11 protein-coding genes and 1 tRNA gene are annotated in these 13380 nt (G+C 33.1%); 4 read left to right on the forward strand and 8 right to left on the reverse strand.

The features are described from left to right. The 3 genes from AACL19_RS01970 to AACL19_RS01980 are packed head-to-tail and all read right to left on the reverse strand — an operon-like array spanning position 1 to position 3954. On the reverse strand, positions 1–2850 hold the full coding sequence (locus AACL19_RS01970; RefSeq protein ID WP_339046273.1) for an AsmA-like C-terminal domain-containing protein: 2850 nt from the start codon (positions 2848–2850) through the stop codon (positions 1–3). 16 nt (positions 2851–2866) lie between these two features. After that, complete coding sequence (rnhA, locus tag AACL19_RS01975; protein ID WP_339046275.1) at positions 2867–3313, reverse strand: ribonuclease HI; 447 nt, start codon at positions 3311–3313, stop codon at positions 2867–2869. Next, a complete protein-coding gene (locus tag AACL19_RS01980; protein ID WP_339046277.1) occupies positions 3310–3954 on the reverse strand; it encodes a phosphatidate cytidylyltransferase in 645 nt (214 codons plus the stop codon). Before AACL19_RS01980 ends, rnhA begins: the two co-directional genes overlap by 4 nt. Positions 3955–4202: 248 nt before the next feature. Here AACL19_RS01980 and AACL19_RS01985 point away from each other — a divergent pair, with 248 nt between their 5' ends. The 3 genes from AACL19_RS01985 to AACL19_RS01995 all read left to right on the forward strand — a co-directional run bounded on the left by AACL19_RS01985 (position 4203) and on the right by AACL19_RS01995 (position 7915). Next, on the forward strand, positions 4203–5027 hold the full coding sequence (locus tag AACL19_RS01985) for a hypothetical protein (protein ID WP_339046279.1): 825 nt from the start codon (positions 4203–4205) through the stop codon (positions 5025–5027). A 164-nt stretch (positions 5028–5191) separates the two neighbouring features. Beyond that, complete coding sequence (gene argS / locus AACL19_RS01990) at positions 5192–6895, forward strand: arginine--tRNA ligase (protein WP_339046281.1); 1704 nt, start codon at positions 5192–5194, stop codon at positions 6893–6895. 69 nt (positions 6896–6964) lie between these two features. Next, positions 6965–7915, forward strand: coding sequence for a hypothetical protein (locus AACL19_RS01995; protein WP_339046283.1), 951 nt, complete (start codon positions 6965–6967; stop codon positions 7913–7915). A gap of 36 nt (positions 7916–7951) precedes the next feature. Here AACL19_RS01995 and pdhA read toward each other — a convergent pair whose 3' ends face one another. Beyond that, the gene (gene pdhA / locus AACL19_RS02000; protein ID WP_339046285.1) at positions 7952–8947 is read right to left on the reverse strand and encodes a pyruvate dehydrogenase (acetyl-transferring) E1 component subunit alpha; all 996 of its coding nucleotides are present in this window, start codon (positions 8945–8947) and stop codon (positions 7952–7954) included. 115 nt (positions 8948–9062) lie between these two features. On the opposite strand from pdhA, the gene hemJ reads away from it, so the two are divergent. Then, positions 9063–9491, forward strand: a complete 429-nt coding sequence (hemJ, locus tag AACL19_RS02005; protein ID WP_339046287.1) for a protoporphyrinogen oxidase HemJ — start codon at positions 9063–9065, stop codon at positions 9489–9491. A 130-nt stretch (positions 9492–9621) separates the two neighbouring features. On the opposite strand, the gene AACL19_RS02010 is transcribed toward hemJ, so the two are convergent. The 4 genes from AACL19_RS02010 to eno all read right to left on the reverse strand — a co-directional run bounded on the left by AACL19_RS02010 (position 9622) and on the right by eno (position 13355). After that, positions 9622–9708, reverse strand: a tRNA-Ser gene (locus AACL19_RS02010). Between the two features lie 49 nt (positions 9709–9757). After that, complete coding sequence (locus tag AACL19_RS02015) at positions 9758–10993, reverse strand: hypothetical protein (RefSeq protein WP_339046289.1); 1236 nt, start codon at positions 10991–10993, stop codon at positions 9758–9760. A 95-nt stretch (positions 10994–11088) separates the two neighbouring features. Beyond that, positions 11089–12105 (reverse strand): Obg family GTPase CgtA, encoded by a 1017-nt coding sequence (gene cgtA, locus AACL19_RS02020; RefSeq protein ID WP_339046291.1) that lies wholly within the window; start codon positions 12103–12105, stop codon positions 11089–11091. Then, positions 12102–13355, reverse strand: a complete 1254-nt coding sequence (eno, locus tag AACL19_RS02025; protein ID WP_339046293.1) for a phosphopyruvate hydratase — start codon at positions 13353–13355, stop codon at positions 12102–12104. Before eno ends, cgtA begins: the two co-directional genes overlap by 4 nt. Positions 13356–13380: the final 25 nt, after the last annotated feature.

Below are 13380 nucleotides of genomic sequence, written 5' to 3' on the forward strand. Positions count from 1 at the left end.
TTACTTACGAGGATGATTAAATACTTCTAATGCTCTTTTAAGTATATTTGGAGCTAAAGCAGATATTAGATTAACTGATACATCATTTTTTTGCTCATTACCCTTAATCTTATAGTCAACTGCCACTATTCCTCTGCTTTTACCACCTGTTAGAAGCTTGCCCAGCAGTGGTATTTTCCATATAGATTTATTAAGTGCATATGCTGGAATTATCTGTCCTTTTATGCTAAATGTTTGATCCATAAGATTTGCTTTACCAATAGTACTAATACCAAGCTCTGAACCTTCCATCCATGACTCTTCAATGTTAATAATGCCATCTTCATATGAAAACGGTATATCAAATTCGTAAAAGTATATTCCATCATTGTTAAGGGTGTTAACTATTCCTTGTAATGAAGATAGCGCTAATATTTTTGCCAGTATTGGTGTACGCACAATGTAAAAATCACTCAGAGATGCCATGCCGTATGCTGTTTTATTCTCTGATTTTGAAGAAAGATAGAACGATAACTTACCACCGTTTACCGTATTAGCAATGTTTAAAGCTTTAAAAAATAAGCCAGCATTATCTGCATAAAGTTCAAGGCCTATTTTGCTATATTCTGCTACTATATCACTGCCATCTGGTAGTAGTCCTAAAAATTTGCCATCATAATAATCACTGTTGACACGATTGAGATCCAAGTGTATACCACTTATTACCACACCATTTTTCATAATCATTTTATCGATATTCATAGTAATTTTCGTGTTGCGTAATTTACTATCATTTCCAAATGAAGTACGAAGATTACTTAAATCTATGCTTGCACCACTAACATTAAGTATATTCTGATCATCATTGAACTGTGCTTGCAATTTAAGATTATTGTTTAACAATTTTAATTTGTTGAAATCAAGATATAAACCGTTATTGATTCTCCCATTTAATTCAATATCTAAATCTTCACCATAAGCATGAACGTTCCTGAGTAAAATATCATCCTTATCTTTTATTTCTGCTGTAAAATCAACGATGTTGTGATCTTCTAATTTATTATTCCATCCTAAGCTACTTATACCAAGCTTAAGTTCTGACAGATCTGCTTTGCCCTCTATAACTAAATGCTCGTCATACCGAGATTTTAAATGAAGATTTGCGTAGCCATCCATCTCTGCCCACTTGGTAAACTTTTTAGCGTTTCTAGGGGAGATGTTGCCTAAAAATTCATAACTTAATTTATTGCTTGCTTTATAATTACCATTCACGTTTAGTTGCATTGATTTGTCATGCATCAAACCTTGACTTTTAAAATCAATATCAAGGTTACTATTAAAACTTAGGTTGAAGTTATAATTAGAAACAAAAAGGTCATAAAAATCGTTAGAAATTGATAAGTTATCTATTCTTGATACTAAATTAGCAACAAATCCATCTGCATCACTGACATTAAAGTTAAATTCTGATTTTGCCTCTCCTAGTACATGCCCTTTATCAACTTTAGCAATCTCTTTTATCCTAAATAACTCAAATAATTCATAGGTATCACTGTTTGCATTTCCATGAATGTTTATCCTTTGATCATTTGTACCTAAATTACTGACCTCCATATTTCCATTGCTAATGATAAAACCTTGAAACTGAGCTTTATCTGCAGCAACCTTTAAATTGTTACTCTGTATTGATATACCACCATCTAGATGATTTATTGGTTCAAAATCTTCATGTAATTTTGCAGTTACATCTTTTATATTAGCTTTTAAATCAATATTCCTTAGGCTCTGACCTGATATGATATCTGAAATTGTGGTTTCTAGATTTATAGCTGCACTTAAAACATCACCTGCTGTTATATGACTGCAATACCAATCCTTAAAATTCATTGATGTGGGAAAGTAAGAACATAGACTCTTTGCGGGTACTTTATCAATTTGTGCTTTAAGTGAAACCTGCTCAGTTTCAGTATTAACTTTACCACTTAATAATAGATTTATTTGATCTACCTGTGCACGCAAACTCCGTATATCGACAACATTTTGACTATATCTTAATTTTAGGCTTGCACTATTTAGGTTTACAGGTTCTAAATCTGAATGGAGTTTTACCACTCCTTTTGCTTTCCAAATACTGAGTTGACCATCTGTAATTTTATCTTTCTTGTCGATGTTGACAGAAAATTTGCCACTAAGAGTAGGAACAACGCTATTTAGTAGCAACCCTATATTTAAATGTGAAAATTCCATCAGTGTAGTTATAGAGTGATTGTTGTCTTCAGAAGCACGTAAGTTAATCAGCATGTCATCTTCGGATCTATTATCTACAACTACACTGATAGTGCTTATATTACGTTCTTTTTGTTTATCTACTATAAGTTCATTTATATTTAATTTACCCACTAATTCTCTCTCTATGGTAAGCCCACTTACTTTAATTTCCATCCAAAGCGGCATATTATTAAAAAATGTTCTAGCTTGTGCTACAATATCGTGTTTCTGACTGCTGTGTTTTTTACTTAAGAGCATATAAGGATCAACTATTGATACCAAGGCAATGTTAGAGTTATCAAATAGAAATGCCAAACCTGCTTTTGAAAACAAAAACACCTTAGGTATTTCGATAGTTATATCTTGGCTATTTATTGCTATTCCTTCAAGTAGTAGGTACAATTTTTCATCGCTTTTCTGCCATATTAACTTTGTATTGTGAATGTTTATTTGCGAATCAGGGAATATTTTCAGTAACTTGTTCTTTACGTGAAAGTTGACGTAATTTATATTAATAGCTATGTCATTTTTGTCTTTAATGTATAACCAGCTCAGCAGTGATATGATTATTATAGATAGCAATAATGCAAAAACTTTCTTCATAAAACTTTGATAAACTTTAAACTTGAAGGTTACAAATTTCCTTGCGTGCTAAGCAATCAGCTTCCTCGTTATACTTATGACCGGCGTGAGATTTAATCCAATACCAATTAATGCTATGTCTTGTTGTTACTTCATCTAATTCCATCCACAGCTCTAAATTTTTTACTTTGAGATTTTTAGATGTCCTCCAATTATTTATCTTCCATTTTTTTATCCATTCCGTTATTCCATTTTTAACGTAAGTACTATCAGTATATATATTCACTCTGCAAGGAGTCTTTAGGGCCTTTATGCCATTAATTACTGCTTTTAATTCCATTTTGTTATTTGTTGTATTTTCCTCTCCTCCACAAATATCTTTTCTTTTATCATTAAACAATATTATAGCTGCCCATCCACCTGGCCCTGGGTTGCCAGAACAGGCGCCATCAGTATATATTGTCACTTCTTTTTGATCGTTCATAATAAGCTAGAGAAATTTTTAAGATAAATAGCGACAAGAGGTGCGGTAAATATAAAACCATCAATACGATCAAGCACTCCCCCATGTCCAGGTATAATATTGCTAGTATCCTTTACGTCACAAATCCTTTTAACTGCAGATTCAGTAAAATCTCCAAGTTGTGCAGCTATTGCAATTATAAAACCTATAATGAGAGAGTGAGGTATTGTAAATAATCTAAAGAATATTGATGTTAAACAACTTACAGCAATGCCCGCTAAAATGGCTCCAGCAAGCCCAGACCAAGTTTTATTTGGACTTATCATTGGACAAATTTTCCACCCTCCTAAGCTTTTACCAACAAAATAAGCTGCAGTATCGATGCTCCAAATGCTAAAAACAAGCCAAAGCAGTAGAATAATTCCATTTTGTAAGTTGTATAAGTATATCAAAGACGCATTTGGCAGTGCAATTGCAACTAGCCCCAAAGGATACAGTCTTTTTTTGCCTTTTGTAACTTCATGCCATTCAAAAGCAGATAGAACAGCTATAGATAAAATAAGCAAATAGAATGACAAATTACCAAAATATAAGGCAAGAAACACTATCACCAACATAACTATAGATGATAATACCCGAGTAACTAAGTTATTACTTATCATATTCCTCCTCTTTGGTTTTAAAGTTTCCCTAAAAATCTAACTCAGAATCATAACCTAAACTGTATTAAGGATATGTTTAAAACCATGCAAAGTATAGTAAAATACAAATTTTCCTAATTTTGATTTTATATTATAAAATAAGAATAAAAATTTTATTATTATTTCTAATAATTTAATCTTGACTTTATTAAAAAAATAAATCCATTTTATATAAATGGTATATATTTTTAGGTTATTGTATTGTGTTGATGGAACTTTTTAAAAATGAAGGATCACTTATCCAATATCTAAGAGAGAAAAGTGATACATATAAAAATGGTATTAGTAGTAGCTGTCGTAAGCGTTCTCTTTTTTTTGTTAACAAGAAAGAAAGTGGCCATGAAGGTTACTATCCTCATCTTGAAGTTTTTGCTATTTACAGTTTGAATCCATATTATAGTCCTACTCCATTGGGAGTACTTGTAGAAAACACTGCTAAAATGTTATGCCACGATTCTGGTTGTATCGGATATAAGAATTGTAGCTATGCAGATGATGCTGTACTTTTATTTAACATTTTTCACACAGAACAAGCAGATTGGTTACTTGCAACAGAACAGGAACCACAAAATAGTCAAGTTTCGTTATTAAAGTTACACTTGTCACATGATAGTAGAGAAAACGATAAGCAAATTTGCAACATGTTGCAGCAAGAAATTGAGCAATATTCCCAGCTTTATAACGTTGAGCCAAATAATATTAGACTTTCGCTAACAAGACTATTGGGGTTTGAAAGATTAAAATTTAATTCTGAAGATCTTGAAAAATATATCCAATTTAAAAATAAAAAATTATCAAATTGCACGGAAGAGGAATTAAATAAGCAGGCTGAGAAATTTATTAACCCACATAATTATCCGTACTATTTTAAAAGTGAAATTGTTGCATGCTTAGGGGAAGAAACAGTAGAAAGAATAGGAGAAACTGGATACATTAATGCAGCAAATCAAGTATTAGGTTCACTTAATCCTGACAGTACTGTACAGCCACTCCAAGTATTAGCTTTAGCAGCAATAGGTAAATCTGCCAGGTAGTAATATATTAAGAAGATATTCTATAAATTAAGCTACATTATCTGTGAGAATGATGTCAAAAAAAGAAAGAGCTGTAATTTTAGCATTCGATAATTAATAAAGATAATTTAAAACTTTTTCTTTTATACCTAGAGAGTATTATAGTGTAGGTTTATACAGTATTTATGGATATATTTAGCAGAATTAGAGATTTTATCTTAAAGAGAATAGGTGAGCTAAAAGATTATAATTGTGATGCTCAAAGCATAGTGGTTGAGCCGCCAAACAATGAAGGCCATGGTGATGTATATACCAATGCAGCATTAGTTTTAGGAAAAATAGAGAAAAAAAATCCTATGGAAGTTGCTAAGGCTTTAGTAGATGTTCTTAAATCTTCTGACGTGATTGCAAGCATTGACATAGCACCACCTGGATTTATTAATATGCACTTAAAGCAAGAAGTATGGCTTAATGTTTTAAGGGAGATTAATACACTTAAAGCAGATTTTGGCAACTCAAGCATTGGTAATAATCAGAAAATTAATATTGAGTTTGTATCTGCAAATCCAACAGGTCCACTGCATATCGGACACGCAAGGGGAGCAATATTTGGCGATGTTTTGGCAAGGCTGCTCAAAAAAGCAGGGTATGATGTAACTAAAGAATATTATATAAATGATGCTGGCGTGCAGATAAATCAGCTGATGCAGTCGGTTTATCTAAGGTACAAAGAAGCAATCAAAGAATCTGTAAATTTTGACGATATTCAGTATCCCGGGGAATATTTAAAGCCAGTGGGTGAAGGGCTTGCATCAAAGTATGGTAAGGAGTTACTAGTAGAGCAAGACTTTGATAAAATTAAAACTTATGCTTTAGATTACATTATCAAATTAATTAAAGATGACTTAAATCTACTGGGAGTAGAACATGATGTTTTCACATCAGAGTATGAACTGCAAAGAAGTGGTATTGTTGAAAAAAGTATAAAGATACTATCTGATAAGGGTTTAATATATCATGGATGCCTGGATAAACCAAAAGGGAAAGAAGATCCAAACTGGAAACCAAGAAAGCAGATGTTGTTTAGCTCTACTAAATTTGGTGATGATGTTGATAGACCGCTGCAAAAGGAAGATGGCAGCTGGACGTATTTTGCTACAGATATTGCTTATCATTTTCACAAGATCTCTCGCGGGTTTAAGCAGATGATATTAGTGCTTGGAACTGACCATGCAGGATACACCGGAAGGCTTAAGGCAATAGTTGCGGCACTTAGTGACAGTAAAGCAAAAATAGAGACAAAACTTTATAACCTAGTGAAGTTTTTAGACGATGGAAAGCCAGTCAAAATGTCAAAAAGAAAAGGAAATTTCCTGACAGTAAAAGATGTAGTAGAAGAGGTGGGAAAGAATATAACTAGGTTTATAATGCTAACCCGTAAAAACGATGTGCCTTTGGATTTTGATTTTGTTAAAGTAAAAGAGCAATCAAAAGACAATCCAGTATTTTATGTGCAGTATGCACATGCTAGGGCGCATTCACTAATGCGTAGAGCTCCAAAGTTACTACCTAAGAGTGAGATAGATCTATCACTTCTTTCTTCTCATGAAGAGTTGTTACTAATAAAAACATTAGCAAAATGGCCACAAGTAATAAAGTCAGCTGCAAAAGCATATGAGCCACACAAAATTAGTTTTTATTTAACTGAAGTAGCAGAAAAATTCCATATTCTCTGGGGATACGGCAATAAAAATTTAAATATGAGGTTTATAGTAGATGATAATATAGTGCTTACATCTGCGCGAATTTTTCTAGCACAAGCAGTTGCCAGCGTGATTGCTTCAGGTTTGTCAGTTTTCAACATAGAACCACTGGAGGAGATGAGGTAAGTTGACAATTCTTAAGTTAATATTTATACTTAAATAGTAAGTTTAATTATTATATAGTAGGAAGGATTTATGAACCATACTAAAATTCAAAAATATTTTAAGAAAAAAGCAGCAGATGGAACAGTATCTAAAATTGCAGTGGCAACATTACTACTTTTTAATCTTGCATATTTTTTTTCATTATCAATATCACAAGCTGGGAAGAAAGTAGATTTTAACTTTTTAAAAGATGTAGCAGATCCAAGGACCTACTTTTATATTATAGCTTCATCTATAATCTCAGCGGTTTTGATCTTGAGTTTTATATTTCATAAAGTGAAAACAAAACGTTTAAGCTGTAGTGGTGACCAGGATCTTTTTAATAAGACTAAAGAGCTGTTATTAAGTGATAGTAAAAAAGATAAAATGAAAAAAGTAACTATAAACTTAGATCATAACGGCCTTATGATAATGCCAGATAAGAATGTAATAGAGATACCAGTTGTACAAGGCAGCACGGAAAATGAAAAATTAAAAGGGATAAATAAACTATTTGAAGAAGTTACTTTTACTACACCATCTTTCTGGTCAAGTAAGAATAAAAGTATATACCCTGAAGTGATAGGCTCTGAGGAAGTATGGAATACTATAGAAGGAATTAAGAGATCGAAGGTATTCTTCTTTAAGAAAACAGATTTTGAAAAATATTATAACAAAAGTAATCCTGATAATGTAAGGTATCAACATGATACAATGTATCTATCAAATGGAGAAATTCAAAAATCAGCTGATAAAAATTTCGAATTCACCGACTTATACAATATTAATTCCATTAAATTCCATTATGCAGACTGCTCATCTACAGAAGTTAAGCTGAAGTTAAAGGGAGAGCAATCAGTAGATATGAATAAGTACAGTGAATTACTTGATTATGTTAATGCTAATAGATCACATCCATTAAGTAGCATTAAAGAACCACAAATTGCATTCATTCCAGCAATAGCAGGGAAGAAGCCTATTTTTAGTGGTGAAGTTCTATAAATTAATACTCGCTGATGTTTTCATATAGAAGCTATTTCAAGATTTGTAAACATCAGTCCAAAGCTCATCAATATCTGGTTCTTCACTGTTTTGAGCAAAACTTGCAATTTCTTGTATGGTGTTGCGTATTTCTCTATCATACTTATTACATTCTTCGTCAGAAGCAATTTTATTGTCTATAATATATTGTTTTAAACTTTCTATAGGGTCTTTGTTTTCCTTAATATATTCAACTTCCTCTTTTGAACGATATTTTGCTGGATCTGACATAGAATGACCACGATAGCGGTAAGTTTTCGCCTCTAAAATAATAGGACCATTGCCTGAGCGACAATGCTCAGCAGCTTTCGCCGCAGCTTCAGCTACTGCAAAAAAATCCATACCGTCTACTTTATGTCCCAAAATGCCGCAACTTTCTCCTCTTTTATATAAGTCAGTAACTGCAGCAGAGCGCTCAACTGAAGTTCCCATTGCATATTCGTTATTTTCTATAATGTAAACCACAGGTAATTTCCACAGAGATGCCATGTTAAATGCTTCATACACTTGTCCTTGGTTTACTGCACCATCACCAAGATAAGTGAAGACTATATTATCATTTTTGTTTATATTATTATCTCTCTTATACTTATTTGCAAAGGCTATGCCAGTGCCAATAGGGACTTGTGCCCCAACTATTCCATGCCCACCAAAAAAGTTTTTTTCAGTATCAAACATGTGCATAGATCCCCCTTTGCCTTTAGAGCATCCGGACTTCTTACCAAGTAACTCTGCCACAACTCCTTTTGCATCCGCCCCACATGCAAGCATAAGTCCATGGTCCCTATAACTTGTAATGGATGAGTCCCCAGGTTTTGCTGCCTGCTGCATGCCTACAGCTACTGCCTCTTGTCCTATATATAAATGGCAAAAACCCCCTATAAGACCCATTCCATATAATTGACCAGCTTTTTCTTCAAAACGGCGTATAAAGAGCATGTCAGTATAAGCTTTTACTATTTGCTCTTTTCCTAAATTATTGTGTTTTTTCATCGATATATTCCCTAAATATTATTTTCTTACTTCCGTGGAATAATAAAAAAAATCAAGTTTCATATTCACTAATAATTTAGTATAACTAAAGTTGTAAAAAATTCAGGAAATATTTATGAATTATTATCATTGGATCGAAGCATTTCATATCATTTCAGTAATAATGTGGATGGCCGGTATGTTATACCTACCACGGCTTTACGTATATCACACAGAAGTCAAACCCGGTTCTGACAGTGATAATATGTTAAAAGTAATGGAAAGAAGACTGCTGCGATGTATTATAAACCCAGCTATGATCTCTACTTTTCTCTTAGGTATAATACTAATCAGTATTAAAAAAGTATACTTTGAGACATGGTTTCACATTAAAGCCTTTGCTATAATTGTAATGTCAATAATTCAAATGTTGTTTGCTAAACATAGAAAAGATTTCGAAAGAAATATTAACAAGAAGTCTCACATTTATTTTCGAATCTTAAATGAAATAGTGACAGTACTTATAGTAGTAATAGTGATAATGGTTGTTGTTAGACCTTTTTAGTTATCGTTATAAAATAGCTGGCAAAAGTTATAATGTAAGAAATTTTATTTCGGCAGTTAAAGTATTATAAGGTTACTTTAACAACGATTGGGTAAAGGAACCTCATATGCATTAATATAAACGTTTCGAGCGGACGGAGTAGGATTTGAACCCACGGCATGCTTACACATGCGTCAGTTTTCAAGACTGGTGCCTTAAACCGCTCGGCCATCCGTCCACTTCTTTCTTACCATAATATTTAATTTTAGACAATATCAATTTTAAAGCTACTTACAATCTTTGCACATTGCTTCAGTACTAACATTAGCTAGTTCTACACTAGAACTTGGTCCAGTTATAACAATATCATTTGATGGTTTCCAGCCTGATAAAAAAGGAGCCTTATATGCTGATGCTACAGCAAAATCGTGCCTAATAACACCATTTTTCCACTTCCCACAAGCTACAGCATCTGCAAAAGGAATATCACCTATGAAAATACTACTGCTACCATTAGCTATATTAATCTTTCCTTGTTGATAAGCTTCTAAGTACTTATCACTTATCTTGACATCACCATTTGCATCTATTCTTGTCTCTATTTCTTCATCCTTATGTATTATTTTCCCTCTTTTTCTTTCATGAATGGTATAAGATGTCCACCTGTTTATCAAAAACATGTGGCCTTCAGTTACAACATAATTTCTCTTTATCTTTAATTGTTCTATAGTCTTTCCTACTTGATAGCGTCTATCTCTATCATCAGTAGTAGTTTTTTCTATTGAATGATTAATACCAATGTACTCTACATATCCGCTTCCACTTTTCTCCTCCCCTTTATGTTGAATGTCAAAGGGTATTTTTAATATTAACTGCTTTTCAGTGTTGTAGTATCGATTAAATAATTTATATACTTGGTATTTATCATATAGTTTGTCAAGATTCAGCTTTTGCCCTACTCCCATTATTACTTTAGGTACTTTTATAATTAGTCTTGAATGTTGCGTAATGTCATTAATTTTTAATGTTTTTAACTTTTCTAAAGACTTGAGAAATTTCATAAATGATTTTTTGCCGTTGTACCCCAATTCTCTTTCAACGGTACTACCTACAAATGAATGTTGCTGTAGTTGTGGCAAAGTAGTAACAATTTCAACTGTAACTGGGCGTGTGTAAACCTCTTCATTACTAAGAACATGGTGAGCATGACCGCAATGAGCGACACATGGTGGCAAACAACAGCTCGCAGTTCCACAAGCTGCACCAGCAATAGCAATTTGCGATATGCCTGTAGCCAATCCAAAAATGGCAGCACCAAAAAGTGCTATAGGTACAATAATAAGACTTACTGCAGTATTACTTGCCCTTGTTCCTCTCTCTCCAAAGCAAAAATCAACAACACGGTTTTGGCAAAAATCGGATTCAAGTCGACTTGTCAGAACAATAAAGTTTTTCTCTTTATATACTTTTCCCCCTATTGTATAGAATATGTCATATTCTTTTCCTTCAACATAGTTAGTCATTTATCTATCCCCCTTTTTGAGCTAAACCTATTCTAATATGGATATAAATGCAATCAAGAATTACTAAATAAGCAAGCTATTGATTTTGTTTTTAATTAACTATATTTATAAGGATCAAACACCTCATTTTTTTTTGCCTTACTACTTTTAAGATTCTCATTTAGTAGTCTTAAAACTGGCTTGAGATCATCGTTAAGTGATAAAGTATATACCTCTTTAACACAACTGTTTAGGATATTTTTTTTAGCTTTAACTGTTTGTTCATCTAAAAGATCACATTTATTTAAAACTACAACTTCCTTCTTATCCATTAAACTTTTATTATAGAGCATCAGTTCATTGCGTATACATTTATAATCTGCAAGTACATCATCACTTGTGCAGTCAATTAAATGCAGCAAAATCTGACACCTTTCTATATGTTTTAAAAATTTATGACCAAGCCCAACTCCTAAATGAGCATCAGCAATAAGGCCGGGGATATCTGCAATGACTATTTCTTCATCATCTATACTAGCTACCCCAAGATATGGTCTTAAGGTAGTAAAAGGATAGTTATCAATTTTTGGCGTTGCATGAGAACAACGTGTTAGAAAAGTAGATTTTCCTGCATTTGGCAAACCAATAATACCAACATCAGATAGTATTTTTAGTTTTAACACTACATACTTTTCTTCCCCTTTTTGACCGTAAGTAAAATGTCTTGGCGCCCTATTGGTTGAAGTCTTAAAATGAGAGTTACCTATTCCTCCTGAACCACCTTTTGCTATCAAAAATTGCCTATTTGTTTCACTAATATCAGCAATGATAGTATCTTCTTCTATAACTTGCGTACCGATTGGCACTTTAATTATTATATCTTCTCCGGATAGACCGGACTTATCTCTTCCTGCACCATTTTTCCCATTTGGAGCTTTAATATGTTGATTATAACGGAAGTTAAGTAAGGTATTTAAGCTTTGGTCTGCAACAAAAATAATATCTCCTCCCTTGCCACCATTACCACCATCTGGACCACCAAATTCAACATATTTTTCACGGCGAAAACTTGCAGCACCACTACCACCATTGCCAGCTTTTAAGTATACTTTAACTTCATCAATAAAGCTCATGAAAACCTATAGTATTGATCTGCACCTTCAAGTTGCTCTTCAATTCTAATTAATTCATTATATTTTGCTAGCCTCTCCGAGCGAGAAAGCGACCCTGTTTTTATTTGACCGCAGCCAAATCCTACAGCTAGATGTGCAATTGTCACATCTTCAGTTTCACCTGAACGGTGAGAAATAATAGTCTTATAAGAATGAGAATGTGCCAGCTCTATGGCATTTAAAGTTTCAGTTAAAGTACCTATTTGGTTTGGCTTAATTAGCACTGAATTTGCCATATTTATCTCTATTCCCTTCTGAATTAAGCTGCAATTTGTCACAAATAAATCATCCCCAACAAGTTGTACCTTTTTACCAAGTTTTTCGGTTAACAGCTGCCAGCCTTGATGATCATTTTCACTGAGTCCATCTTCTATTGATACAATTGGATATTTATCTATCAATTCTTGATAAGAATCTATTAACTCTTCTGAGCTTAGCTCCTTATTTGCAAATTTATATAGATTATTTTTGTAAAAAGTTGATGCTGCAACATCTAGCCCTAAAGAGAAGTCTTTAGAATATCCAGATTTTTCTATAGCTTCTAGTATTAAATCCAAAGCTTCTTCGGTTTTGCTCAGATTTGGAGCAAACCCTCCTTCATCACCAACACTTGTACTGTAATTTTTCTTTTTGAGTATTTCTTTTAAACTATGAAAAACCTCTGAGGATTTCCTAATTGCTTCCCTAAAAGTGCTAGCCCCTACAGGTATTATCATAAATTCTTGAAAATCTAGCATGTTATCAGCATGTGCACCACCATTGATGATATTGATGAATGGTACTGGCATTATATGTATACCACCTAAGTATTTAAACAGTGGTATATTTAAAGAACAAGCAGCAGCTTTCGCTACTGCTAAAGATGCCCCTAAAATAGCATTAGCGCCAATTCTTGATTTATTCTCTGTACCATCTAGATTAATTAAAGCTTTATCTATTTTTTTCTGCTCTGTTGCATTCATGCCACTTAAGCATTCTGCAATTTCTGTGTTTACTGCATTTACTGCTTTAAGCACTCCTTTGCCACAGTAACGATTATGGTCATTATCCCGTAATTCCAGCGCTTCCATTGTTCCAACTGAAGCACCGGAAGGAATAGATGCCTTGCCAATTGAACCACCGCATAAAAGTACCTCTACCTCAACTGTTGGGTATCCTCTGCTGTCTAATATCTCACGTGCAAATATATTATTGATTCTTTCTTTCATCACTTATACAATTTAAAATGTCATACTA

Source organism: Candidatus Mesenet endosymbiont of Agriotes lineatus (assembly GCF_964019585.1).
Lineage (GTDB): Bacteria > Pseudomonadota > Alphaproteobacteria > Rickettsiales > Anaplasmataceae > Mesenet.

Coding starts and splice junctions, on each gene's coding strand:
- AACL19_RS01970 (WP_339046273.1), bottom strand. CDS start 2,850: ATGAAGAAAGTTTTTGCATTATTGCTATCTATAATAATCATATCACTG.
- rnhA (WP_339046275.1), bottom strand. CDS start 3,313: ATGAACGATCAAAAAGAAGTGACAATATATACTGATGGCGCCTGTTCT.
- AACL19_RS01980 (WP_339046277.1), bottom strand. CDS start 3,954: ATGATAAGTAATAACTTAGTTACTCGGGTATTATCATCTATAGTTATG.
- AACL19_RS01985 (WP_339046279.1), top strand. CDS start 4,203: ATGGAACTTTTTAAAAATGAAGGATCACTTATCCAATATCTAAGAGAG.
- argS (WP_339046281.1), top strand. CDS start 5,192: ATGGATATATTTAGCAGAATTAGAGATTTTATCTTAAAGAGAATAGGT.
- AACL19_RS01995 (WP_339046283.1), top strand. CDS start 6,965: ATGAACCATACTAAAATTCAAAAATATTTTAAGAAAAAAGCAGCAGAT.
- pdhA (WP_339046285.1), bottom strand. CDS start 8,947: ATGAAAAAACACAATAATTTAGGAAAAGAGCAAATAGTAAAAGCTTAT.
- hemJ (WP_339046287.1), top strand. CDS start 9,063: ATGAATTATTATCATTGGATCGAAGCATTTCATATCATTTCAGTAATA.
- AACL19_RS02015 (WP_339046289.1), bottom strand. CDS start 10,993: ATGACTAACTATGTTGAAGGAAAAGAATATGACATATTCTATACAATA.
- cgtA (WP_339046291.1), bottom strand. CDS start 12,105: ATGAGCTTTATTGATGAAGTTAAAGTATACTTAAAAGCTGGCAATGGT.